General features: G+C 71.5%; 22 protein-coding genes and 1 pseudogene. 9 read left to right on the forward strand and 14 right to left on the reverse strand.

What is annotated here, in order from left to right:
• Positions 1–115 precede the first annotated feature (115 nt).
• Both IOE58_RS11095 and glpK read left to right on the forward strand, forming a co-directional pair.
• Positions 116–859, forward strand: coding sequence for an MIP/aquaporin family protein (locus IOE58_RS11095; RefSeq protein ID WP_193866453.1), 744 nt, complete (start codon positions 116–118; stop codon positions 857–859).
• A gap of 150 nt (positions 860–1,009) precedes the next feature.
• Positions 1,010–2,545, forward strand: a complete 1,536-nt coding sequence (glpK, locus tag IOE58_RS11100) for a glycerol kinase GlpK (protein WP_193866454.1) — start codon at positions 1,010–1,012, stop codon at positions 2,543–2,545.
• Positions 2,546–2,952: 407 nt separating this feature from the next.
• Here glpK and IOE58_RS11105 read toward each other — a convergent pair whose 3' ends face one another.
• Both IOE58_RS11105 and IOE58_RS11110 read right to left on the reverse strand, forming a co-directional pair.
• Positions 2,953–3,873: an SMP-30/gluconolactonase/LRE family protein gene (locus IOE58_RS11105; protein ID WP_193866455.1), complete on the reverse strand. Its 921-nt coding sequence runs from the start codon at positions 3,871–3,873 to the stop codon at positions 2,953–2,955.
• Positions 3,874–3,990: 117 nt separating this feature from the next.
• Entirely contained in the window at positions 3,991–5,442 is a 1,452-nt protein-coding gene (locus IOE58_RS11110; protein WP_193866456.1) for an MFS transporter, read from the reverse strand.
• Positions 5,443–5,534: 92 nt separating this feature from the next.
• Between IOE58_RS11110 and IOE58_RS11115 the strand changes: the two genes are divergently transcribed.
• Entirely contained in the window at positions 5,535–6,023 is a 489-nt protein-coding gene (locus tag IOE58_RS11115) for an NUDIX domain-containing protein (RefSeq protein ID WP_193866457.1), read from the forward strand.
• A 172-nt stretch (positions 6,024–6,195) separates the two neighbouring features.
• On the opposite strand, the gene IOE58_RS11120 is transcribed toward IOE58_RS11115, so the two are convergent.
• Both IOE58_RS11120 and IOE58_RS11125 read right to left on the reverse strand, forming a co-directional pair.
• A complete protein-coding gene (locus IOE58_RS11120; RefSeq protein WP_259891060.1) occupies positions 6,196–7,992 on the reverse strand; it encodes a 5-oxoprolinase subunit B/C family protein in 1,797 nt (598 codons plus the stop codon).
• Positions 7,989–8,777 (reverse strand): LamB/YcsF family protein, encoded by a 789-nt coding sequence (locus IOE58_RS11125; protein ID WP_259891084.1) that lies wholly within the window; start codon positions 8,775–8,777, stop codon positions 7,989–7,991. The genes IOE58_RS11120 and IOE58_RS11125 overlap by 4 nt, the downstream gene beginning before the upstream one ends.
• A gap of 300 nt (positions 8,778–9,077) precedes the next feature.
• Here IOE58_RS11125 and IOE58_RS11130 point away from each other — a divergent pair, with 300 nt between their 5' ends.
• Positions 9,078–10,157, forward strand: a complete 1,080-nt coding sequence (locus IOE58_RS11130) for a PIN domain-containing protein (RefSeq protein WP_193866459.1) — start codon at positions 9,078–9,080, stop codon at positions 10,155–10,157.
• Between the two features lie 52 nt (positions 10,158–10,209).
• Here IOE58_RS11130 and IOE58_RS11135 read toward each other — a convergent pair whose 3' ends face one another.
• Complete coding sequence (locus IOE58_RS11135) at positions 10,210–11,649, reverse strand: APC family permease (protein WP_193866460.1); 1,440 nt, start codon at positions 11,647–11,649, stop codon at positions 10,210–10,212.
• A gap of 458 nt (positions 11,650–12,107) precedes the next feature.
• Here IOE58_RS11135 and IOE58_RS11140 point away from each other — a divergent pair, with 458 nt between their 5' ends.
• Complete coding sequence (locus tag IOE58_RS11140) at positions 12,108–12,347, forward strand: hypothetical protein (RefSeq protein WP_193866461.1); 240 nt, start codon at positions 12,108–12,110, stop codon at positions 12,345–12,347.
• 7 nt (positions 12,348–12,354) lie between these two features.
• On the opposite strand, the gene IOE58_RS11145 is transcribed toward IOE58_RS11140, so the two are convergent.
• The 7 genes from IOE58_RS11145 to IOE58_RS11175 form a co-directional block, all read right to left on the reverse strand.
• A complete protein-coding gene (locus IOE58_RS11145; RefSeq protein WP_193866462.1) occupies positions 12,355–12,753 on the reverse strand; it encodes a type II toxin-antitoxin system VapC family toxin in 399 nt (132 codons plus the stop codon).
• A complete protein-coding gene (locus IOE58_RS11150; protein ID WP_193866463.1) occupies positions 12,738–12,995 on the reverse strand; it encodes a type II toxin-antitoxin system Phd/YefM family antitoxin in 258 nt (85 codons plus the stop codon). Before IOE58_RS11150 ends, IOE58_RS11145 begins: the two co-directional genes overlap by 16 nt.
• 36 nt (positions 12,996–13,031) lie before the next feature.
• The gene (locus IOE58_RS11155; protein WP_193866464.1) at positions 13,032–14,669 is read right to left on the reverse strand and encodes an HNH endonuclease; all 1,638 of its coding nucleotides are present in this window, start codon (positions 14,667–14,669) and stop codon (positions 13,032–13,034) included.
• 156 nt (positions 14,670–14,825) lie between these two features.
• Positions 14,826–15,002 carry a hypothetical protein gene (locus IOE58_RS11160; RefSeq protein ID WP_193866465.1) on the reverse strand — a complete coding sequence of 59 codons (177 nt, stop codon included), beginning with the start codon at positions 15,000–15,002 and terminating at the stop codon, positions 14,826–14,828.
• Complete coding sequence (locus IOE58_RS11165; protein ID WP_193866497.1) at positions 14,986–15,273, reverse strand: hypothetical protein; 288 nt, start codon at positions 15,271–15,273, stop codon at positions 14,986–14,988. The genes IOE58_RS11160 and IOE58_RS11165 overlap by 17 nt, the downstream gene beginning before the upstream one ends.
• Positions 15,263–16,318, reverse strand: coding sequence for a Sir2 family NAD-dependent protein deacetylase (locus IOE58_RS11170; RefSeq protein ID WP_193866466.1), 1,056 nt, complete (start codon positions 16,316–16,318; stop codon positions 15,263–15,265). Before IOE58_RS11170 ends, IOE58_RS11165 begins: the two co-directional genes overlap by 11 nt.
• Entirely contained in the window at positions 16,315–16,989 is a 675-nt protein-coding gene (locus IOE58_RS11175) for a DedA family protein (RefSeq protein WP_193866467.1), read from the reverse strand. Before IOE58_RS11175 ends, IOE58_RS11170 begins: the two co-directional genes overlap by 4 nt.
• A gap of 215 nt (positions 16,990–17,204) precedes the next feature.
• Between IOE58_RS11175 and IOE58_RS11180 the strand changes: the two genes are divergently transcribed.
• From IOE58_RS11180 to xylB, 4 genes and pseudogenes are all read left to right on the forward strand, one after another.
• Positions 17,205–17,987 carry a DUF1206 domain-containing protein gene (locus IOE58_RS11180; RefSeq protein ID WP_348981962.1) on the forward strand — a complete coding sequence of 261 codons (783 nt, stop codon included), beginning with the start codon at positions 17,205–17,207 and terminating at the stop codon, positions 17,985–17,987.
• Positions 17,988–17,995: 8 nt separating this feature from the next.
• Positions 17,996–18,319 (forward strand): annotated as a pseudogene (locus tag IOE58_RS11185) (xylose isomerase); the annotation flags it as partial.
• Between the two features lie 16 nt (positions 18,320–18,335).
• A complete protein-coding gene (locus IOE58_RS11190) occupies positions 18,336–19,406 on the forward strand; it encodes an NAD(P)-dependent alcohol dehydrogenase (RefSeq protein WP_193866468.1) in 1,071 nt (356 codons plus the stop codon).
• A gap of 25 nt (positions 19,407–19,431) precedes the next feature.
• Entirely contained in the window at positions 19,432–20,814 is a 1,383-nt protein-coding gene (gene xylB / locus IOE58_RS11195; protein ID WP_193866469.1) for a xylulokinase, read from the forward strand.
• Between the two features lie 351 nt (positions 20,815–21,165).
• Here xylB and IOE58_RS11200 read toward each other — a convergent pair whose 3' ends face one another.
• Together IOE58_RS11200 and IOE58_RS11205 are read right to left on the reverse strand one after the other, a co-directional pair.
• Positions 21,166–21,966 (reverse strand): AAA family ATPase, encoded by an 801-nt coding sequence (locus IOE58_RS11200; protein WP_193866470.1) that lies wholly within the window; start codon positions 21,964–21,966, stop codon positions 21,166–21,168.
• Positions 21,963–24,545, reverse strand: coding sequence for an AAA family ATPase (locus IOE58_RS11205; protein WP_193866471.1), 2,583 nt, complete (start codon positions 24,543–24,545; stop codon positions 21,963–21,965). The genes IOE58_RS11200 and IOE58_RS11205 overlap by 4 nt, the downstream gene beginning before the upstream one ends.
• Between the last annotated feature and the right edge of the window lie 182 nt (positions 24,546–24,727).

Consider the following 24,727-nt stretch of genomic DNA (forward strand, 5'->3'; position numbering starts at 1 on the left):
GACATGCGCTGGTCACCCGACCGGCGCACCATGACAGACCCCCGTACGAGCGCATACTCTGCGGGGTACCCCGGGCCACACCGACGCGGCCCCGGGGGCTCAATGAGGAGAACCTATGGGAACGATCTTCCTGTACGAGATCGCCGGCACCGCCATGCTGCTGCTTCTCGGTGGCGGCGTGGTCGCCAACAACATCCTGGCCAAGACCAAAGGCTTCGGCGGCGGCTGGCTGATGATCAACTTCGGCTGGGGCCTCGGCGTGTTCGCCGGTGTCTACGTGGCCTACAAGACCGGCGCGCACCTGAACCCGGCCGTCACCCTGGGCCTGCTGGCCAACGGCTCGGACATGTTCGCCGGCAACCCCGACGCCGGGCTGGCGGCCATCCCCGGCACCATCCCCAACGTGCTGGCCTACCTGGTCGCGCAGCTCATCGGTGCCTTCATCGGCGCCGTACTGGTGTGGCTGTCCTACAAGCAGCACTTCGACGTGGAGGAGGACCAGGGCAAGATCCTGGGCGTGTTCTCCACCGGTCCGGAGATCCGCTCCTATGGCTGGAACCTGGTCACCGAGATCATCGCTACCTTCGTGCTGGTGCTCGTGATCATCATGTTCGGTGCCACCCCCTCGGGCCTGGGCCCGCTGGCCGTGGCCCTGCTTGTGCTCGTCATCGGCGCCTCTCTCGGTGGGCCCACGGGCTACGCCATCAACCCAGCGCGTGACCTGGGCCCCCGCCTGGCGCACGCGATCCTGCCGATCCCGGGCAAGGGCAGCTCCGACTGGGGCTACTCGTGGGTCCCGATCGTCGGCCCGATCATCGGCGGCATCCTCGCGGGCCTCGTCGCGAAGATCCTCGCCTGACCTGTGCGGGGGCCGTCCTTCCCGGGCGGCCCCCGCTCCACAGCCCCGGGGCGCGCCGCGATGCGCCCCACCCCCGAACCACCCGACGGCGGGCCCCCGTCGACGGGCGCACCATCACCACCGCTCGAGATCATCATCGAAGGAGACCCGATGAACGACGAGACCATGTACATCCTGGCCATCGACCAGGGCACCACCTCCACCCGCGCGATCATCTTCGACCACGCGGGCCAGATCATCTCCACCGGCCAGCAGGAGCACGAGCAGATCTTCCCGAAGTCCGGTTGGGTCGAGCACGACCCCAAGGAGATCTGGCGGAACACCCGAAAGGTGGTCGGCGAGGCCCTGGTCGGTGCCGAGATCAACCGCCACCAGCTGGCCGCCGTGGGCATCACCAACCAGCGCGAGACCGCGGTGGTGTGGGACAAGAACACCGGCGAGCCCGTCTACAACGCGATCGTCTGGCAGGACACCCGCACCGCGAAGATCTGCGACGAGCTGGCCGGCGACGAAGGTGCGGAGAAGTACAAGGAGCGCGTGGGCCTGCCCCTGGCCACGTACTTCTCCGGGCCCAAGGTCAAGTGGATCCTGGACAACGTCGAGGGTGCCCGCGAGAAGGCCGAGGCCGGTGACCTGCTGTTCGGCAACACCGACTCGTGGCTGGTGTGGAACATGACCGGCGGTGTGAACGGCGGCGTGCACGTCACCGACGTCACCAACGCCTCCCGCACCATGCTGATGAACATCGACACCCTCGACTGGAACGAGGACATCGCCAAGGACATGGGCATCCCGCTGTCCATGCTCCCGGAGATCAAGTCCTCCTCCGAGGTGTACGGGTACGGTCGCAAGCAGGGCTTGCTCATCGACACCCCGATCGCCGGCATCCTCGGCGACCAGCATGCCGCCACCTTCGGCCAGGCCTGCTTCGAGGTGGGCATGGCCAAGAACACCTACGGCACCGGCAACTTCATGCTGATCAACACCGGTGAGGAGCTGGTGCGCAGCGAGAACGGTCTGCTGACCACCGTGTGCTACAAGATCGGTGACAACAAGCCGATCTACGCCCTGGAGGGCTCCATCGCGGTCACCGGCTCGCTCGTGCAGTGGGTGCGCGACAACCTGGGCCTGATCAAGGACGCCCCGGAGATCGAAAAGCTTGCCGAGCAGGTCGACGACAACGGCGGCTGCTTCGTGGTCCCCGCGTTCTCGGGCCTGTTCGCACCGCACTGGAAGGCCGACGCCCGCGGCGCCATCGTGGGCCTGACCCGCTTCCACAACAAGGGCCACATCGCACGTGCCGCCCTGGAGGCCACCGCCTTCCAGTCCCGTGAGGTGCTCGATGCGATGAACGCCGACTCCGGCGTGGACCTCACCGAGCTCAAGGTGGATGGCGGCATGGTGAAGAACGAGCTGCTGATGCAGTTCCAGGCCGACATCATCGGTGTGCCCGTGGTGCGCCCCAAGGTCATCGAGACCACCGCCCTGGGTGCCGCCTACGCGGCCGGCATCGCCGTGGGCTTCTGGGACGGCGAGCAGGACGTCATCGACAACTGGGACGAGGACAAGCGCTGGGAGCCCTCGATGGACGAGGAGACCCGCGAGCGGTACATGCGCCTGTGGAACAAGGCCGTGGAGCGCACCTTCGACTGGATGGACGACGACGTCGAGGCGCTGCAGGCCTGACGATGCACGGCAGGCCCGCTGCGCGCTGGCGGCGGGCCAGCTGGCCTGATCAGGCCGGGCGCACTGCTCTCGCCTGCCGGACGGGCACGCACTTGATCTGGCGGCGGTTGCGCCGCGCCGGCCTGATCGCAGACACGCCGTCCTCCAGTCTCGAATCCCCTGATTGCCACCGCCGACGGTGGCAATCAGGGGATTCGCATATGTGCAGCGGCGTGTCAGAGCGGGAGGTGGCCTGGGCACCCCGTGCCCCGGGAGCACGGGCCCGGCACCGTCTGCTGCATGAGTTACGGGTGAGTACGTTCCAGATCCTGGAATGTACTCACCCGTAACCGTCGGTGAAGTGGGGTGGGTGGTGTTCCGGGCCGACGAGCGGGGACGGGTGGTGTGTGCTGCAGGGCCCCGTTCCCTCACCCTCCGAACAGGCGCTCCTCCGCGGAGCCTCGCACGCCGCCGCCCACCTGCACCGCGAACAGCGATCCGGCCTGCGGGTCCTCGCCGGCCTCGAGGTTCTCCCGGCTGGTGGTGATGAACAGCGTGGAGCGGTCGGCGCCGCCGAACGTGCAGGCCGTCACCTGTCTGGCGCCCACGGTGATCCGCTCGGTCACACTGCCGTCGGAGTCCAGCCCCAGCACCTGGGAGCCGCCGTTCATCGCCACCCACACGTTGCCCTCCGCGTCCAGGCACAGCCCGTCGGGATGGCCGTCCTGCTCGTTCAGGTCCGCGAAGGTGCGCCGCTGCACCAGGCCCGCGCGGTCGTCCCAGTCGAAGAGGTCCACGCGCCCGGTGGGGGTGTCCACGTAGTAGGCGCGGGCGCCGTCGGCCGTGAAGGCGAGTCCGTTGGAGACGGTGATGCCGGCGAGAATGCGGGTGGTGGTGCCGTCGGGCATCAGGCGCCACATCGCGGCCGCGCCCTCGGCCTGGTCGTAGTGCATGGAGCCGCACAGGAAGGAGCCGTCCGGGGCGATGGCTCCCTCGTTCATCCGCACGTTTTCCTCCCACAGCGGCGGCAGCTGCTCGATGGAGCCGTCGGCGTCCTCGAGGGCGAAGCCCTTCTCGATCGCCAGCACCGCGCCACCGCTGGAGGCGGGGCGCACGCAGGCCACCACGGGGCTGGGCGTGGCGATGCGGGCGACGGCGTGATCGGTACCGGCGCTTCCCTCGGAGCTCGCGCCGTCGGACCCCACACTGCCCACGCTCGTTCCTTCGGCCGACAGCTGCATGATGTCACCGGCCAGCATGTCCACCCAGCGCAGGCCTCCCCAGGTGTCGGACCAGTGGGGCCCCTCGGCGTGGTAGCAGATCGAGTCGGTGATGCGGTCGGCGTGCATGGGGCCTCCGGTTCCGTGGCGGCCGCGCGGTCCCGAGCCGGGATGCTCGGAATCGAAGCGGCAGGACTGCTACCACCGTACGCGCCGTGAAGGGTCACGGGGGCATGCCCCGTGGACCTACTCCTCCAGCGCCCGCCCGCGCTGCTCGGGAAGGGTGAACGCCGCAGCCGCGGCCAACGCGAACGCCCCGGCGAACACGGCGAAGGCGAGCACCTGGGTGCCGGTGGCCACCAGCACCGGTACCAGGAACGGCGCCAGCAGGGAGGCGATCCGCCCGAACCCTGCTGCCGCCCCGGTGCCGGTGCCGCGCACGGCCGTGGGGTACAGCTCCGGGCCGATCGCGTACAGCGCGCCCCAGGCGCCCAGGTTGAAGAAGCTCAGCGCGCAGCCGGCCGCGATGATCATGGTCTCGCTGTCGGCCATCCCGTAGGCTCCGGCGGCCAGTGCGGAGCCGGCCAGGAAGATCGTCAGCGTCCAGCGCCGACCGATCACCTCGATCAGCCAGGCCGCTGCCGCGTAGCCGGGGATCTGGGCCAGCGTGATGATCAGGGTGAAGGTGAAGGACTTGGTGAGGTCGAAGCCGCGGTCCACCAGCAGGGTGGGGATCCAGATGAACGCCCCGTAGTAGGACAGGTTGATGCAGAACCACACCACCCACAGGGCGGTGGTGCGGCCCCGCAGGCCGCGGGACCAGATGCTCTCGCGGTGCTCGGTCCCCGCGGCCGGCGGCGAGGGGTTCGTGGCGGCCGACGGCGAGGCGTTCGCGGCGGCCGACGGCGAGGGGTTCGCGGCGGCCGACGGGGAGGTGCCCCGGGCATCGACGCCCGAGTCGCCCGCCGCCGACGCGCCCCCACCCCCCGGCTCGATGCCGGCGGACTCCTCGAAACGCTGCACGATCTGCTCGGCCTCGTCGTGGCGGCCCTTCTTCTCCAGGAACCGCACCGACTCCGGCATGCCCAGGCGCACCACCAGCGAGTAGAACGCGGGGACCATGCCGATCGCGAGCGCCCAGCGCCATCCGTTCTCACCCTCCGCGGCCACGAAGGTGCCGATCACGGCGGCCAGGATCCAGCCCAGCGCCCAGAAGGCCTCCAGCCACACGATCACGCGCCCGCGGATCCGGGCGGGGGCGAACTCGCTCATCAGGGTGGAGGCCACCGGCAGCTCGGCGCCCAGGCCCAGCCCCACCACGAAGCGCAGTGCGATCAGCATCGCGACCCCGCCGGCGAGGGCCGAGGCGCCGGTGGCCAGGCCGTACACCAGCAGGGTCAGGGCGAACACGTTGCGGCGGCCGATGCGGTCGGCCAGCAGACCGCCCAGGGTGGCGCCGATGGCCATGCCGGCGAACCCGGCAGAGGCGATCATGGAGGCATCGCCCTTGGTGATCTGCCAGTGCACGGACAGCGCCGCGATCACGAAGCTGATCAGGCCCACGTCCATCGCGTCCAGGGCCCAGCCGATGCCAGAGGCGCCCAGCATCCTGCCGTGGCGGCGGGTGAAGGGAAGGCGGTCCAGGCGTTCGGCGCGGGTGAGGGTGGGGGGCTGCGTGGCGGCGTCGTGCTCGCTCATCACGTTCTCCGGTCCAGGGGGAGGGGATGGTCGCGGGACATCGTGCCACAGTGACGCTAAGGGTCTCTCTCCTGCTCTGCGACGATGGGGGCATGCCCGCCCTGCTGCCGGATCCCGCCTACTTCGCGACCCTGCCCAAGATCGTCTCCTCCGGGGCGGTGATCCTGCGCGACGAGCTCGACCGGTTCGTGATCGAGAAGCCGAACTACCGCGACCACTGGCTGCTGCCGGGCGGCACCGTGGATCCGGGGGAGGATGCGCGCCAGTGCGCGCAGCGGGAGGTGCGCGAGGAGCTCGGCCTGGATGTCGAGGTGGGGCGGATGCTGGCGGCGAACTGGGTGCCGGCGCGGGCCTCCCGCGGCGCGCCGATGGGGGTGCACTTCGTGTTCGACGCCGGGGTGATCCCCGCCCCGCAGCTCGAGGAGCGGATCGTGCTGCAGCGCTCGGAGCTGGATGCCTGGATGCTGGTCGCGGAGTCCGAGGCGCATCTGCTCTCGCCCTGGGGAGCGCAGCGCGCTGTGCGGGCGCTCGCGGTGCTGCGTGGAGAGGCCGAGCCGGACCTGCTGGGCTGGGGCGGCTGAGAGGGTTCGGAGCCGCCCCAGCGCCTGGCCGGTGCCGCGTCGGCCGCAGAGCCCCCGGCCCGCACCCCGGAGTCCTCACACGCTCGGTGCGGGGCCCGCCGGCTGGGTAGGCTCGGGCACCGGCGCGCGGGCTGTACTCGGCCGATGGACGGGAGCAGCCACCAGCATCCACTCACCGCGGGGCTGCCTCCCGGAACCGCAGCGTCGTTCCCGGCGCGGCCTGGGCCAGCAGGTCCAAACCGCGCGGGGTCAGCACCCCGATCACGGGATACCCGCCGGTGGCGGGATGATCGGGCCCGAACACGACCGGCAGTCCCGAGGGCGGCACCTGGATCGCTCCGGGCACCATCGGCTCGCTGGGCAGGGTGCCGCTGCCGTCGGGCACGGGCAGTGCCTCGCCGTCCAGGCGCACCCCGACCCGGTCCGAGTCGGCCCGGACGGTCCACTCGCGTGCGAGCAGCGCACCAACGGCGGCCGTACCCAGCTCGGAGTGCCGCGGGCCCAGGGCCACGGGGATCTCGATCCGCTCCTCGTCCTGGCCTGCGCCCAGCGCTGCCGGCACATCCTCGCCGCCACCGTCCCCTCCCGGGGCGCACCACGGCACCGCGTCGAGTCCTCGCTCGGGGCCGACCAGCACCTGGTCTCCTGACCCCAGCGGTTCCGGGCCCAGCCCCGAGAGGGTGTCGCGGGAGGCGGAGCCGAGCACCGGTTCCGCCTGAATCCCGCCTCGCACCGCGAGCACGATGCGCAGGCCGTGCGCGACCGGGCCGATCTCCACCGTGTCCCCGGGATCCAGGGCGATCGGATGCTCCCTGGTCTCCGCCGCCGCCACGTCGAGGTGTCCGCTGTCCTCATCATGCCTGGTCACGACCACAGCAGCGGGCGCGCCGGCGATCGCGATCACCGACGGGGCGGTAGCCCGCAGCCGCACGGGACCCAGCAGCGCTTCGAGGGCAGGCACGAACGGGGGGTTCCCGACGGCCCGGTTCGCTCGGGCCAGGGCACCGCGGTCGAACGCACCCGAGCGGCTCACCCCGATCCCGGCATGCCCGGGCCGGCCTCCGTCCTCCACCAGCAGGCGCGGCCCCGGCGATTCGACCACGAGCACCGGTCGGGCTGGGTGCAGGCGCGGCACGCGCACCGATCCGCCGGAGGTGCGCCTGGCCAGAGCAGCGGTCACCGCCGAGGCCCTCCTGGCCGCCTCCGTCGGGGCCGTGGCCAGGCGGCCCGCCGTGTGCAGCAGCGCCGCACCGCGACGGGACTCGAAGCGCCCCCGGGTGCCGGGGGTGAGCAGGGCCGGCTGCTGTCGGGCGGCGTCGAACAGCACGGCGTCGGTGCGGCCGATGAGCTGCCAGCCTCCGGGGGAGGGCCGCGGGTAGATGCCGCTGTAGCCGGCGGCCAGGGCCACCGACCCCGCAGGCACCGAGGCGCGCGGCTCCTCGCGCCGGGGCACCTGCCACCTCCAGCGGTCGAGGTCGGGCCCGGCTGCAGCGTCGCCGGGCGATCCCCCGCCCGCCGTCTCGGGCAGCAGGTAGGCGAACCCGGGTGCGAAGCCGCCGAAGGCGGCGGTCCACGTGGTGGAGCAATGGGTCTGGACGAGTCTTTCCCGGGAGATCCCCAGCACTGCCGCAGTGGAGTCGAGGTCCTGCCCGTCGTAGACCACGGGGATCACCACCTCACCCGCACCGGTGTGGCCCGGTGCCCCCACGGGCAGGTCCACCAGCAGCGCCGAGAGCTCCCCGGGAGTGGACAGTGCGGTCCCGCTGAGCAGCAGGGTCCGTTCGGCCGGCACCACCTCCAGCAGGGCAGCAGGGGCGAGGTCGCGCAGCGCCGAGGCGACCTGCAGCACCGTCGCGGTGTCGGCGTACTCGGCCAGGACGGCGCGCTCGCCGATCGGCCGCACCGTCAGCGGAGGCGGAGCGAGGGCGCGGTCCTCGTCGGCCCCGGGATGCTCGGCATCGATGGTCACAAGGCCGCCTCGAGCCCGACGCCCGCCTCCCGCAGCGCGGTTCGCACACTCCGCGCCAGGGCCACCGCGCTCGGCGTGTCGCCGTGCAGGCACAGGGTGCGGGCCTCGAGCTCGATCCAGGTGCCGTCCAGGGCCCGCACCCGCTGGTCGATCGCGATCGAGACGGCCTGCGCGGTCACGGCCTGCGGATCGGTGAGCACGGAGCCGGGGCGCGAACGGGGCACCAGGGTGCCGTCGGGCGCGTAGGCCCGGTCGGCGAATGCTTCGGCGAGCACCGGGATCCCGGCCTCGGATGCGAGGCGGCCGACGAGCGACCCGGGCGCGGCCACCAGGGGGAGCGGCGTCGGTCCCGGGCCTGCCGCACCGCCGGGCGCGGGACCGGCGGCCAGCTCGCGGATCGCGGTCACCACGGCACCGGCCTGGGCCGCGTGGTGGACCACTGCGTTGTACAGCGCGCCGTGCGGCTTGATGCCCCGCACCTGCGCGCCCTCCACGGCGGCGATCGCCTGCAGCGCCCCCACCTGGGCGATCACCTGGTCGGTGAGCTCGGTGGGGGAGATGTCCAGGAAGCGTCGCCCGAACCCGAGCAGGTCCGGATACGCCACGTGCGCTGTGACCGCCACCCCGTGCCGATTCGCGCCCGCGCAGGCCCGACGCATCGTGGTGGGATCCCCGGCATGCGCCCCGCAGGCGATGTTTGCCGTGGTCACCACCTCGAGCATCGCCTCGTCGTCCCCCATCGGCCACACCCCCAGGGCTTCCCCGAGGTCGGCGTTGAGGTCGATCGATGCGCGGGCGACAGGGGACGCGGTGAGGGACGCGGGTGAGGTGCGGTCCTGCTGTGCGGCGAGGCGGCGGTCCACGTCGGCTCCTCCCATGGCGCTCGGCGGTCGTTGCCACCATTGTCCGCTGTCGCGCCGTCGGATCCACAGTGCGGGACATCGATGGACTGCAGACGAGGAGATCGCCGAGGTGTTCTACGGACCGGCATGATCCTGCTCGACACCCACGCCTGCTGTGGCTGGTCGGGGACGACCCCCGGCTCGGTTCGTGCCGTCTGCCCTCTGCTGTCGCGGGAGGATCGCGTGTGCTTCTCCTCGATCTCCATCGCCGAGATCACCATCAAGCACATGCTGGGCCGGCTGTCGCTGCCCGGGCCGGAGACCTTCCCGGGGGTGTTCGGGGATTCTGGTCTGGTCGAGCTGTCGTTCCGCTCCGATCACGCGATGACGCTGCTGGAGGATGACAGTGCCCGATACGCTCGCACGATGGACGCCCAGCACACCACGCACCGCACGGACGCCGCCCCGGCCTACACCGCCGGCAGCCTGGACAGCGCGGCGCAGGTGCTCCAGCAGGCCGATGGCTCCACGCCCGCACCGGTGCTGTCCCTGACCGATGAGCAGCTGGCGGGCACGGACGGCGACCGCGCCGACCAGCTCACCGCCCTGCCGTGGCTCGCCGAGAACACCGAGGACATCGAGGACATCGAGGGCGACACCGTCACGGGCCGCCGTGCGTTCGCGGCCGGTGTGGGGCTGCGCTCCCTGGTGGCCTCAGGGTTGGTGCGGATCGTTGCTGATCCCATCGGCACTGACGGGGACGGAACAGGGAGTCGCTGGCAGGCCGTGCCGGTGCTGGACGGCTGCCTGGTGCTGCGCCGCGCCGCGAACGTGGTCACCTCGGTGGAGCGCACCATGAACACCCCCAGCGGGCCGCAGGTGAACCGTCTGTACTACTACACCCATCCCAGCGGAGTGCTCGAGGAGGAGGTCACCGCCTCCGGGATCCACCACTTCACACCGTTGCGCCCCGAGCAGGCTCCGGAGCGGATCGCCGCCCTGGTCGACCCGGCCGGCGTCGCAGGTTCGGCCGCGGGCCGAAGCGAGGGCCTGGCCGTCCTCGCAGGCTCCGACGGCGGTGCCGACCCGCTCGCTTCCACGTCGGCCGCGCAGGACCTCGCCGGCCGATTGGCCGGCACCCTGGCGATGAGCGTGGTCACCGTGGTGCGTGCCGGAGGCGGCGGCGTCGAGCAAAGGAGCCTCACAGCCACGGCCACCGAGCTGCTGCTGATCGAGGGAGCAGACGCGCAGGTGCGGGCCCGGGTGCTCGATGCCGAGGCGCTGCGGGAACTGGCGGTGGGCCTGGTGGCCTTAAAGGTCTGAGACGGGCGCGGAGCCTGCCGCGGTAGTACTGGCCGCGAGTCCACGGGCGGGACTACACCGACCAGCGGCCCTGCTTCCGCCCGGCCGCCGCGAGCGTCTCCGCGTGCGGTCCCAGCATCTCCCGGAACGCGCCCTCGCGGTCCTTCGGTGCCGGGGTGATCAGGAACAGGAACGCGCCCAGCACCGCCCAGGCGGCCAGCAGGATGTACTCCTCGGGCCAGATCAGGGACATGCCCGTCTGCGGGATCAGGGCGAAGGCGATCACCAGCACCGCGCCGATCGCGCCCAGGGCCGGCAGGAACGCGGGCCGGGCCCTGTAGCCGTACTCGAGGCCGGGGTAGCGGCGCGGCATTCGGTACTTGGCGATCACCACCAGCAGCCACACGATGCCCAAGAACACGCCACCGGCGTCGAGGAACCACACGATGGCGCCCGGGCCCAGCCAACCCAGGCCCAGCGTCGCGGCCAGCACGAACAGCAGCGCCCGGCGGGGCACCCCGGAGCGCTCGTCGATGTGGGCGAGGCCCGCGGGCAGCAGTCGCGCCCGGGCCAGGGCCAGCACCACGCGGCTGGAAGCCACGAACAGACCGATGAAGCTGGTGATCAGGCCCAGCACCGCGATCATGAACGCGGCGAAGCCAAGGATCGGCATCCCGGCGGCGGTGAAGGCGTCAAGGGTGCCCAGCTCCATGCCGGCCACGTCCTCCCATGGCACCACGTAGGCGGTGGCCAGCAGCACCGCCGAGTAGAACGCGGCAGCCACGGCGACGGTGAGCACCACGGCCCGGCCCACCTGGTGGGGCTTCAGGCTGGACTCCTCGGCCAGCACCGCCACCAGGGAGAAGCCCACCACGTAGGTGATACCGGGGACCACCATGCGCAGGGTGGAGGCGACGGGGGGCTGCTCCGGGGTCCACATCGGCCACAGGTTCGAGGGCGAGCCCGTCACCAGGGCGGCGATCACCAGGGCAGCACCGATCAGCAGCATCACCGTGAACAGCGCCACCTGGATCTGCGCCCCCAGCGACACCCCGAACCAGTTCAGCGCGAACACCGCCAGCGCCAGGGCGATGCCCACCGCCAGCACGGGCAGCGTCACCGCCTCCCCGGCCACCTCGTACAGCGGGATCGACCCCATGGCGGGCACGTACTTGGCCAGCAGCGTGCCCAGCGCGGTCACGTAGAAGGAGAGCGAGGCGATGTAGGCGCCGATGTGGAACCATCCGGTGGCGAACCCGGCAGAGCGCCCCAGGGCGGCGTAGCCCCACACCACCTCACCGCCGGCACGGGGGATGGCGGAGGTGAGCTCCCCGTAGGCCAGCGCCACGCAGGCCGCGAGGGCCGCGCCGGCCAGTAGCCCCAGGATCATGCCGCCCGCGCCGAGATCCGCGAAGAAGGTCGAGGAGGTGTAGATCCAGCTCGAGCCGACCACCCCGGCCACGCCGAGCGCGATCAGCGAGGTGAGGCCGAGGGACTTCTTGAGCTCCGCCATCGGAGGTCCTTCCGTTCGAGGGTGTCGCCACATTGTGCACGCGGTCGCCACCCCATGCGAAAGCGGGTCTCTCGGTGGAGCGGACCAGGCGCACGTGGACCGGGCCGCGGGCCTGGTCGAGCAGCTGATCCGCCGCAGCCTCGAGCACCTGGCAGAGGAGGAGACGGAGATCGACGTCGAGGCCCACCACCAGGTGGCCCTCGAAGCGGCCCGACGTTCGATCGTGCTGCTGGAGAACGACGGGATCCTGCCGCTCGCGGAAGGGGCCGAGGGAGCGCTTGCGGACTCGGTCGACGGCGCGCAGGACGCTCCCCCCGGGACTGCCGATTCCGTGATCGCCGTGATCGGCGACTTCGCCCAGACCCCCCGCTACCAGGGCGCCGGCTCCTCCCACGTGAACCCCACCCGTCTGACCTGCGCCCTCGGTGCGATCCGGGGCGATCTCCCGGCCTGTCCGTGTGACCGGGGACGAGCCGACCCCCGTGGTGGACACCACCTGGACGGTCGGGGAGGTGATGGCGCTGCCTGCCGCGCAGGCCGTGCTGGCCCCGCTGTTCGCGCAGATGCCTATCTCGCAGGACGAGGAGATGCAGAAGATGATCGAGCAGATGCCGCTGAACCGGCTCTCGGGCCTGGGCGGCCTGGACCGCGCGATGATCCAGCAGCAGCTCGTGGACCAGGTCAACGCGGCCCTCTGATCGCGGTTCAGGGGTTTGCGGCGACCACGCCGGGAAGATCACCGAAGCGTGCCTGCGCGTCTCTGCTGAGCAGGATGCGACCGGTCTGTGCGGCATGGGCGGCGATGATCAGGTCGTGCGCTCCGCGAGGCCTTCCCGAGCGCCGTGCGTGGGCGATGAGTCGACCATGGTGGGCAGCAGTAGCCTGGGTGTACTCGAGTACGTCGACCATGTCGATGATCGTGGCCAGAGCGCGTGCGCGGGCTGCGGCGTGCGCGGCGGTACGCGCCAGCTCGATCCCGGTCCGGTACTCGGCAACCGTGACGGCGGCGATCGCCAGCTCGTCATCGTCGAGCGCCCTCTGGTCCAGCACACCGTGCTCGTAGTCGATGAGAACGTTGGTATCGATGATCAGTTGTCGTCCCACGGCGTCCCCGTGCTTTCGGCTACGAAGTCGAGGGCTTCGGCGATATCGGCCCTGAGGTGCTCGTCCGGGGGTGGCAGCGCCGCAAGTGCATCCCGGAGGTCCCTGCCGGTACGGCACACGGCCGGGCGCATCTCGGCGATGGGCCGGTTCCCCCGGGTGACCACCACGGACTCGCCTGCTTCGATGGAGTCGAGCAGGTCCGAGAATCGCCGAGACGCCTCCGTGGCGCTGATGGTTCGCATGACCCCAGAGTATCTGATAATCAGACTCTGCATGCGTCATTCCCTTCGGATGAACCGCGATGGGGCCGGGGCTGGATCACCAGGTGGTCTCGGGGGAGGGTCGCTTGTCGGTCCAGGTGGCTGATCACTGGGGGTGATTGCCTGCCCGTGGATGCCGACTGCCTCCCATTGGTTCGGGATCGGTGAGCGGTGGCGATGGCCCGTGGGCGTCGTGATGACCAGATCCCCGCTTGCGGCATCCCGGGACGTCGACCAGCCGGGCAGTTCCACCACGTAGTTGAACCGCTCGCACAGGCCGGCGCCGTTCTCGGGCGTGGTTCTGCCACCGCGGGCGTGCCCCTCGATGTGGTGGACGTGGCGGGAGGCGGCCTCGCACCCCGGCGTGCGGCACTGCCGTTCCCGGGCCAGTACGAAGCGCCGCATGTGCCCCGTGAACAGCCGCTTCCTGGCATCCATGGATGTCAGTTCTCCCGTCACCGGGTCGGCGTAGAGCCGGCGGATCCAGCGTCGCACCTCGGTCGGTGGTGGTTCTGAATCGGACGCTGGTGCTGGTACTGGTGCGGGACTGGGCACAGACCCTGGCCCGGAATCGGACGGAGGCGTCGCGGTGGATACGAGTGTCGAGGACGGGGTGAGGGCAGCTCCGGGCGGGGTTGCGTCCTCTGCCGCCTTCGGCTCCGGGAAGAGCCGGCCGGTGAGGGCGAGGTGGCGCGCGACGGGGCCGGGAATGGGGTGCCCCTCCAGCTGGGCGGTGTCGTTCGCACCGGCCAGCAGGGTGCGGTCGGTCATCAGCAGCTGGATCTCGACCGGGGCGATGGCGTGTTCCTGACCGGTGACGCGGGTGGTGAGGGCGTCGGCCATGACCTGACCGCGAGAGCGTCCGTCGCCCTCTGCGCGGGCGGCATCGGCGGCGGCACTGAGGGAGGCGTACGCGGCGACGCCCTCGTGCAGGGGCAGCAGGGCCGACAAGCGCATCATCCCCTCCGCGGCCGGGCGCTGACTCACGTGACGCTGGTCGGCGTTGCGCTGGAGTCGGGCAACGGCGGCCTCCTGGTCCAGGGCGTCGGCCCGCGCCCGGGCCCTCCGACCGGCGGTGCGAGGGGACACCTGGTGGAGAGTCGGGGCGAGCTCCGCGTCGATCTGCTTGCGGTCCTCGTCGTCCAGGAGGATCACGGCGCGGGCGACCTCTTCCGCGGCCCACCCGGAGACGGCTCCCTCGGCCATCCGCTCCCAGATGCGAGGCAGGGTCTCGACGATCACGCGACGCAGCGCGAGCTGATTGCCCGCCCGCGACGGTGAGATGCCGCGTGCGAGAGCGATCTCGTCACCGGTGCCGGAGCCGAGCTTCGATGCGGGAAGACCGGCTGCCCTCTGGGTCTTGATCCGCTCATTCCGCAGAGCGATCTCGTAGCCGGATTGAAGGGCATCGAGAATGTTCTTCAAGCCCTCGATGGCACTGATGGCCTCGACCAGCTCGATGGCGTCGGGCGCTGATGGGGCATGGGGCCGGTGGGAGGCCGCAGGGGTGCCGGACGCGGCGACGGAGTGCAGCGCCGGGGCGGTACCGGGGCGCACGGAGACGATGCTGCTGGTCAGATCGCTCAACTGGGCCCGCACGTCCGAGAGTGCATCAAGGGTGGGTGAGGAGGGTGAGGCGGCAAGTGCAGTGCTCATCATCATCCCCTCCGATGCTCATATCGAATGCGTGTACGAAATCAGGATAGGTGGGCTTCGGGGAGTTTGCAATGCTTTTCGAAGAAATGCATCAAGAATGTGGATAACAGGCCATTGTGGAGGAACCTCTGGGCGTCGATGTGGATCGTGCAGGACTCAGAAATCCCCCGCGCCGGTGGAGTCCAGCAGTCCACGGACGTAGGTGACGTCCCGGTCGTACATCTCCGCGTGTCCGGACAGCTCCGGGTTCTGCTGCTCGACCGACTGATGCCGGGAGAAGTCCGCCAGGATCCGCAGGCGGTCGTACGGCGCGAAGTCACTGTGGCACGCCACCTCCGGCCAGGGCCGGTCGCTGCCACACCCATCTCGGCATCGGATACGCGGGCACGGTGCCTGGCAGGAACTCCACGATCTCGCGGCCGGCCTCATCGAACCCGAGCGGGCGGGGGACCTCGGTGACCCCGGCTGCACGGCAGTGCTCCATGAGGCGGTGCACCGCCGGGGACCACGGACCACCGGGACGCAGCACCGTCGCACCCCGACGCGACACCGGCCCCATGTTCCCACCGGCCAGTGCGATCTCCTCGCCCATGTCATGATCCACTCCACGCCTCCAGCACGTCCTCGATGCGCCCGTGGATGCGCAGCGTGGCCTGCTCGTCACCGCGGGTCGGACCGTCGTTGACGATCACCACCGGGGACCCTGCCCTCACCGCTGCCCGCACGAACCGCAGCCCCGACTGCACGGTGAGGCTCGACCCCAGCACCAGCAGACGGGATGCCTCCTGGACCGCGCCGTACGCCGCGGCCACCACCTCCCGACGGGCCGACTCCCCGAAGAACACCACGTCGGGCTTGAGGATCCCGCCGCAGAGCCCGCAGGCCGGGTAGCGGAAGTCCGAGGTGCGATCCACCTCCGCATCGCCGTCGGGCGCCTGCGCCGCATCGGCCGCGAGCTCGGGCAGGCGGGCGGCGAGCTCGGGATTCATCGCCAGCATCCGATGGTGCAGCGACTCGCGCCGGGTGAGGGTGTCGCAGCTCTGGCAGCGCACCCGGTCCAGCCGTCCATGCAGGTCGATCACCGGCTCCGAGCCCGCCTGCTGGTGCAGGGCGTCCACGTTCTGGGTGATCACCGCGGTGACCGGCAGGGTCGATGCACCGAGCTCCGCCAGCAGCACGTGCCCCCGGTTGGGACGCGCCCGCAGGAACTGCGTCCAGCCCACCGTGGAGCGCGCCCAGTAGCGCCGCCTGGCGAGGTCCGACCCCATGAACTCCTGGAACGTCATCGGTGCCCGGGGCACAGCATCGCGCCCGCGGTAGTCCGGCAGTCCCGACCCGGTGGACATCCCCGCCCCGGTCAGCACGGCCGTCGGCTCCCCGGTGAGCAGATCCCTTGCCTCCTCCACCAGCTCGGGGGCGCTCGCCAGCCCATAGCTCGCACCCTCGACGGGGCCCCAGGCGGGCATGCGCATCAAGGGGCGAGAGGAGGGGGCCAGGGCCGACGAAGCGCTGACCGGGGCCGACGGGGGAGCGCTGGCAGTAGCAGACCGGGGAGCGTCGATGCGGGCCGGGGCGGTGGCGGTGGAGAACCAGCGGCCGACGTCCGCGGCCGGTCCGGCCTGGCCCGTCTGCTCGCTGTCGGTGCTCATCGCTCCAGCGTAGAGCCCACGTCCCCGGGGTCGTCAGGGCTTTCACGGGGGCTGCCGGCGGTGTCGTCGCGGCGCCGGGCTCGCATCCGCTGCATCACGAAGCCGATCCCCGCGATGAGCCCGAAACCCGCCACGATCACCGAGTAGATCCGCACGAAGCCCTCCAGCGCCTCCCCGCCGGCCACCCCGAAGAAGTACCCGGCCACCACGAAAGCCGCGTTCCAGATCGCCGAGCCCAGGCCCGTGGCGGCGGCGAACAGGCGCACCGGCATCCGCTCGATGCCCGCCGGGATCGAGATGAAGGTGCGCACCATCGGCACGAACCGAGCGATCGCCACCGCCGGGAAGCCGTGGCGGTCGAAGAACCGCACGGCCATGTCCACGTCCTTCTCCTCCAGCAGCGGCAGGCGCCGCACCAGGGCACGGGTGCGATCCAGGCCCAGCGCCCGGCCCACCGCGTACACCCCGAGGCCGCCGACCACGGATCCCAGCGTGGTCCAGAAGATCGGCACCAGCACGTGCTGGTCGTTCGCGGCCGCGCTCACCCCGGCGAAGGGGAGCAGGATCTCCCCGGGCACCGGAGGGAACAGCGCCTCGGCGGCGATCACCAGGGCGATGCCCGGCCCACCCAGGAACTCCATGACGCGGATCGCGAGATCGGCCAGATCCATGCGCGCTCCGTCCTGCCCTGGTGCCGAGGTCACTGCCAGGGTCCGACGGGGAGAGTACCGACCGCGGATGACGCGCCGGTGAACATCTCGGGACGGCCCTCCCCGGTCTGCCCCGATCGGTCCCGCGATGTCCGTTTGCCACCTATCCTTCGACTACGGCGACGAGTGGTGGCGCCCGCGGGGCAGCGAAGGACGTCGAGGACAAGGCCGAGCAGGTGGCCGACCACCCGTGGATGGAGAAGGCCGCCCGTGCCGGCGTCATCATGAGCGGGGTGGTGCACCTGCTGATCGGCTGGATCGCCCTGCAGGTGGGCTTCGGATCGGACTCCGAGAGCGCCGACCAGTCCGGCGCGCTGAGCACTCTGGCCGAGGCCCCCGGGGGCATGGTCCTGCTGTGGGTGGGCGGCATCGCAATGCTGGCCCTGATGCTGTGGTTCGTGGCGGAGGCGTGGTTCGGCTCCAAGCGCGAGACTGACACCAAGGGCCTGGTCAAGCACGCCGTGAAATCCGTGGGCAAGGCCGTGGTCTACGCCGCCCTGGGCGTGACCGCACTGCGCTTCGGCACCGGCAACAGCAGTGACTCAGGGGAGAAGACCTCCGAGGTCACCGGCATGTTCCTGGGCAACCCCGTGGGGCGCGTGCTGATCGCCGTGGCGGGGCTGGCGGTGATCGGCATCGGCGTCTACCACATCGTCAAGGGCGTCACCCGCAAGTTCGAGGAGGACCTGCAGGCCACCGGCGGTGGCAACGTGGGCAGGGCCGTCGTGGTCACCGGGGTGGCCGGGTACGTGGCCAAGGGCCTGGCGCTGGTCGGCGTGGGCGTGCTGTTCGGCTGGGCCGCTATCGGCGCCGATCCGGAGAAGGCCACCGGCATGGACGGAGCCATCAAGCAGATGGCGACCCTGCCGGCCGGCACCGTGCTGCTGGTCGTGGTGGGCGTGGGCCTGATCCTGTACGGGATCTACTCGATCCTGCGCTCGCGCTACGCGTCCATGTGAGACCGGGCCGCGCGCTCGATCCAGCGCCCTCCCGCACCGAGCACGAGAAGGGGCAGTACGACTCCGCGTACGCCAACATGGAGATGTACCTGATGCTGAAGGAGCGTGCCGTGGCCTTCCGCCAGGCCCCCGAGGTGCAGGAGGCGCTGGCGTACTCGGGCATCGAGGAGCTGGCCCAGCCCACCCTCGGCGAGGGCGAGTCCGTGGAGGACCTGCTCGCGGACCGATCGACCTACGAGGACTTCGACGTGGACGCGGCCGGTGCGCGCAACTACGGCTTCGTGCGTCTGAACCAGCTGGCCATGCAGCACCTGCTCGGCTTCCGGGCCTGAACTGAAGGAGAAAGCGATGACGACGCCTCCCGGTGCCCCGGCCACGATGCGAGCCGCCGTCCTGCACGGCGTGGACGACGTGCGCATCGAGGACGTCCCGGTCCCGCCCATCGGCGAGCACCAGGTGCTCGTGCAGGTGGCGGCCGTCGGGGTGTGCGGCTCGGACGTGCACTACCACCGCCGGGGGCGCATCGCCGACTTCGTGGTCGAGGAGCCGATGATCCTCGGCCACGAGGCTTCGGGGGTGATCGTCACCGTCGGGCCCGCCGTTGCCCAGGAGCGGGTGGGCCAGCGGGTGTCCATCGAGCCGCAGCATCCCTGTCGTCGCTGCGAGTTCTGCCGCACCGGCCGGTACAACCTGTGCCCCCACATGGAGTTCTACGCGACCCCGCCGATCCACGGCGCGTTCGCCGAGTACGCCGTGATCGATGCCGACTTCGCCCACCCCATCCCGGAGGCGATGAGCTGGGAGGCAGCTGCGCTGTGCGAGCCGCTCAGCGTCGGTGTATGGGCGTGCGGCAAGGCCGGGATCGGCGTGGGCGGCAGCGTGCTGATCGCCGGCGCGGGGCCGATCGGCCTGATCATCGCCCAGACGGCCCGCGCCCTCGGCGCGAGCCGCGTGATCCTCAGCGACCCCGCTCCGCTGCGCCGTGAGGCTGCGCAGGCGGCCGGGTTCAGCGAGGTGCTGGACCCGGGTGCCCCAGCGACCGGCGGCTCAGCGCCCGGCGGCACATCACCCGCGCAGGTCGATGCGTTCATCGACGCCTCGGGAGCGGAACCGGCCGTGCGGGCCGGGATGCGCATAGTGCGGCCCGGCGGCCGGGTGGTCCTGGTGGGGATGGGGGCCGACGAGATGACTCTGCCCGTCTCGACCATCCTGACCCGCGAGATCGTGCTGACCGGGGTGTTCCGCTACGCCAGCACCTGGCCGACCGCGATCGCCCTGGTCGCATCCGGGGCGGTGGACCTCGATTCGCTCGTCACCGCCGGGTTCGGCCTGGCCGAGGTGGAACGGGCGCTGGAGATGGCCACCCGCCCCGAGCACCGCAAGGTCCTCGTGCTGCCCTCCGATCTCCTCACAGTCTGAGCCGCATCCCCGAAAGGAACTCGCCATGACGCTCGTCCTCGGTATCGACTCCTCCACCCAGTCCACCAAGGCCCTGCTGGTCGACGCCGAGACGGGCGAGATGCAGGACGAGCGCCGCGCGGCCCACCCCGAGGGCACCGAGGTCGATCCTCGTGCCTGGCTGGACGCGGTGGACGAGGCGGCCGGTCCCTTCCTGGAGCGGGCCGAGGCCCTCGCCGTGGGCGGCCAGCAGCACGGCATGGTGCTGCTGGACGAGCACGGCGACGTGGTGCGCAATGCCCTGCTGTGGAACGACACCCGCTCCGCACCGCAGGCGCAGGCACTGATCGAGGAGATGGGCGGGCCCGAGCAGTGCGTCGGTGAGATCGGCAGCCTGATGGTGGCCTCCTTCACCGCCTCCAAACTGCGGTGGGTGCGGGACAACGAGCCTGACAGCGCAGCGCGCGCCCGCTCCGTGATGCTCCCGCACGACTACGTCTCTCGTCACCTGGCCGGGGGAGGGGACGCCTTCACCGACCGCGGTGACGCCTCCGGCACCGGCTACTACTCCACCCGCACCGAGACCTGGGTGCCCGAGCTGGCCGAGCGCGCCCTGGGCCACGCCCTGGACCTGCCCCGTCTCCCGTCGACACCGCAGGAGGTCATGGCCCGCATCCCGGGAGGCGCCGCGATCGCGGCCGGCACCGGCGACAACATGGGCGCGGCCCTCGGGCTGTCGCTCGGCCCGGGGGACGTCTCCGTCTCGATCGGCACCTCCGGTGTGTGCGCCATGGTCACGGACGTCCGGCCCGACGACCCCTCCGGCACCGTCACCGGCTTCGCCGACGCCACCGGCCGCTTCCTGCCGATGACCACCACCATCAACGCCTCCCGGATCCTCGAGGCCGGCCGTGCCCTGCTGGGCGTGGACCACGAGGAGCTCTCCCGGCTCGCGCTCGCCTCAGAGCCCGGGGCGGGCGGGGTGACCCTGCTGCCCTACTTCGACGGGGAGCGCACCCCCAACCGCCCCACCGCGCGGGCCACCCTCACGGGAATGAGCGCCTCCACCACCCGTGAGGACGTGGCGCGCGCCTACGTGGAAGGCCTGCTGTGCTCCCTGGCCGACGGCATCGCGGCCCTGGAGGACGTCACCGGCACAGCTGCGGCCCGGATCGTGCTGATCGGCGGCGGGGCCCGCAGCCGCGCCGTGCAGGAACTGGCCCCGGCCGTGTTCGGCCGCGAGGTCGAGATCGCCCCGAGCGGCGAGTACGTCGCACTCGGAGCAGCCCGCCAGGCCGCCTGGGCGCTCGCCGGCACCGACGAGCCGCCGCACTGGGAGATCACCGGCAGTCGCACCGTCGGCGCGGAGGCGACACCGCAGGTGCTGGCGGCCTACCGTGAGCTCAAGGAGCGCACCGAGGGCTGGTGAGGGTCGAGCCCTCCGCCTCTCAGACCAAGCTCTCCGCCGTCTGGCCGCCAGCCGGCACGGCGTGAGCCCCCTGTACGAGGACGGTCGCGAGGTGGAATGCGAGCGTCACGTGACGGTCGAGTTCACGGACCGGGCGATCGCGTTCATGGCAGAGGGGACCCTGCTGGGCAGGCGGGCTCCGCGGGGAGGGAGTCTCCGCGGGGAGAGGGCGATCCGTTCTTCTGCATGGTCGCCTACAACGCGGCGCACAACTTCGCCTGGCAGCTCCCGCGGAAGGAGCTGCGCCCGGTGTGGGAGGCGGCCGATACGGCGGGGCCGACGGCGCTGCGAGAGCAGTGGCGGGGAGCATCCTCAGAGCCTGCGCAGCGCCTCGCTGATCCGCCCAGCCCCGGACTTCGGGCTCCAGTCCTCGTGCAGCACCCCGAACTGGTCCTGGTCGCTATCGCGCAGCTCGTACAGCAGCACCTCTCGCACCGTCAACAGCCACACGCCGCTGCGGCTGACGATGACCCCTTGGTCCTGGGCGGCGGTGAGCCAGGCGTCCAGGACGCGCGGGTTGCCGTCGCACCGGCGCACGAAGAACTCTGCGACCGTTCCCGGGACGCTGCCGCCGAGGCGCTCCTGAAGCAGCGACCGGATCTCGTCGTCGCGCAGGGGACACAGCTCCAGGGCTGTCAGCACGCCGTCGTGGACCAGAGATCCGAACTGCTCGGAGACGGAGGGGTGACGGCGGGAGACCACCACCAGCCGGATCTGCCCGGTCATCGACAGCTGGGACAGGACGGTGCTGCTGGGCACGTCGAGCTGGTCGGCGTCGTCGACCACAACGACGGGGCGTTCCGTGCCGGGAGCGGTGAGGGCGCGGACCACCGCGCGGCGCAGGCCTGCGGGGTCGGTGCCCGACGGGGGCGAGAGGTCCTGATCCAGCAGCGGGGCGAGGGCCCCGTAGGGGAACCGGCGCAGGACCCTGTCGGCGTGGACCCAGTGCGGGGGCTCCCCCTGGGACGCGGCGATCGTGCGGGCAAGCGACGTCTTGCCCAGCCCCCGGGGCCCGTGCACCAGCAGTCCTCCGCGCCGCGTTGAGGTGAGGACCGCCAGGGCCAGGGCCAGCTCCTGCTCCCGGCCGATCAGGGGAGTGCTCGCCGTCGTCACGCTCGCCCCCTGTCATCGTCCAGTGCCTTCCGCAGCTCGGCACGGGAGCCCACGTGCAGGCGCTGGTAGATCTTGTCCAGGTGCCACTCGACCGTGCGCGGCGAGAGGTGGAAGCGGGCGCCCAGCTGCTGGCTGGTGGCCCCGGTCGCCGCGGCCTCGGCGAGCTCCAGCTCGAAGGTGCTCAGCGGGGCCGCCGGCCGCTGGAGACCCCGCGCCTGCCTCATCAGGCGATACGCACGAGCAGTACGGGCGCGCGCCGTGCGGATCTGAGCGCGCTCACCGCCCTCGCGGGCGAGGACCAGGGCGCGACCGGCCGTGTCATGGGCGAGCATCACGTCCCCCATCGCCTCGGCCATGCTGGTGGCCTCCAACAGGTCGGGCACGCTGCCGCGCTCGATCCCGATGCCCAGCATGCGCCCCAGCGCCACGATCGGCTCCCCCTCCCTCACGGGCAGGGCGGCCAGCTCCTGCGCGGCGGAGACGCTGTCGTGGTTCGCAGCTTGGATCAGGACGTGCACGGCGGCAGTCACCCCGCCCTCCGCGCGTATCTCCCGCGCCAGTTCCTCCATGCCTCGCGCGGCGTCCGTCCGCGCCGTCAGCCCCAGCTCCGCCAGCTGGAGGAACCTCGTGATGCGCTCGATCAGCCAGTCCCTCGGAGACGCCGGGTGGACGGGACGGGCCACCGGCAGCGGGGACTCGGTTCGCAGGAACTGGTGCGCCAGGCGCCGTGCCGCGTCGGTGACCCCCTGCAGTCCCAGGGGATCGGCTCGCTCCAGCTCCCCGGCGCAGGCGCTGAGCACCGTCAGGGCGTCGGGGATGCGGCCACGACGCAGTGCCTCGATGCCGGAGATCACCTGGGCGCCGCTGTCCGTGGCCCCGAGGGACCGCATGGAGTCGATGACCCGCTGCGTCTGCTGGGGAGCCCCGGCGAGCAGGAAGGAGCGGTACAGGCAGTGGTGCACGATCAGCCGATCCACCACCGAGGGGCTGCTCAGCTCGAGCATCTGCAGGGCCCGCGTGGCGTGTCCCAGGCCCTCGGCCACGGCCCCCTTGGTGATGAGGGCCTCGCCCTGGCGCGCCGCGGCCATGGCGCGGGTCGCTGGCGGGACGGTCAGGTCATGGCGCATGGTCTCGCAGATCGCGATCACCTCGTCGAAGCGACCGCCGCGCTGATGGCGGTGGGCGTGTGCGATCCTCAGCCGGGGGGACGCGCCCTCCGGCAGCCCGCGCGACGGGCCCGGGAGATCCGTGAACGGGTCCGTCAGGCTCAGGCGCACCCGGTGGGCGCCCTCGGCGATCTCCGGGTCCGGGTGCTCGTCCAGGTGCCGCAGCACGTCCTCGAGCTCATCGAAGCGACCCAGCATCCGCAGGCTGCGCGCGACCTGGAGCTTCAGTCGGGGATCGGAGCAGTCCGCGTGGGCGGCGAGCTCGAGCACCTGATGGGCGTCGCCGCGCTCGAAGGCGTGGGAGGCCCCGGTCGCGACCAGCCACGGATCGGGGTGCGTGTGGCACCGCACCGCGCAGCGGGCGAAGCCGAAGCGGGTCACGGGGGGCAGGGTGCGGATGTCCACGGCGCCCTGCAGGGTCTCCCACAGCCGGAGTCGACGAGCAGGGGGGATGCTGTGGGCCAGCATCTCCGAGAGCACCCGCTCGGCCAGACGGACGGTGCTGGGGGGCCCGGCGGTGGCGTGCAGCAGGCCCGTGGCGAGCAGGGAGCTGAGGACATCCGCCTCGGCGATCCTCAGCAGTGCGGACAGGGGAACGGCCTCCACCATGGCGACCATCAGGACCAGGTCGCGGGCGATCGAGCTCAGACGGGCAAGGCGGTTGTCGTGGATGTGCTGGATGCCGGTGTAGTCGAGAGGGGCCACGAGGATCCAGGTCCCCTCATGCAGCTGCAGCGTGCCCTGGCGCCGCTGATGCCGTACCAGTTCGATCAGCAGCTGGGGATTGCCTCCCGTGGCGGTCGCGAGCATGTCGACGCTGCGGGCGGAGACCGGGGCGCCGAGGGTGCGCTCGAGCAGCCTCCGGCTGGAGTCGCGGTCCATCCCGCTGAGGTCGATGCGACGGATCCTGTTCTCGCACCACAGTGCGGTGAAGAGATCCGCCGGTGGGGTCAGGGTGTCGGTGGCGGCGAGCAGGGAGATGGCGTGCTCGCGCACGAGCTGGGTGACCAGGGAGGCGGAGAGCTCGTCGATGCGGTCGCAGTTGTCGACGACCAGCAGCACCGGCCTGTCCCCGGCGCGCTCCCGCAGAGCCCTGCTGATGACCCCGTAGGCCTCGAGGGGATCGGGAGGCAGCGGGCCGTCGGCATCGGTCGCCAGGAGCAGCAGGCTGCCGTAGGGCTGCTGGGCCAGGTGGGGGGTGCACAGCAGGCGTTCGATGTGGAACGTCCCGATGTAGCGCTCGAGGGCGTCCTCGATGGTGCGGGTCTTCCCGATCCCGGGTGGCCCGACCAGGAGGGCACCTTGCAGACGTGGTTCGGACAGTGACGCGTGCACCGCCGACTCGACATCGCCCGCCTGGAGTGCAGGGGGTGGCATGCCCAGCGGAGAGGCCGGGTCCAGAAGTCCAGTCATCAGGTGCTCGCTTCGACGCCGTGGCGGGGGCAGAGGGCGAGAGGGCCTGGCCATCGCTTCCCTGCATCTGTCCAGGATACGCCGGTGCGTATACGCCGTGCCGGCAGTTTTCTCAAGAGCGGGGCGGCGTGAGTCCCGCCACGAAACGCGCGCAGGGCGCTTCCCACCGTGAGACCCCCCCC

Source organism: Brachybacterium epidermidis (genome assembly GCF_015209585.1).
Lineage (GTDB): Bacteria > Actinomycetota > Actinomycetes > Actinomycetales > Dermabacteraceae > Brachybacterium > Brachybacterium epidermidis.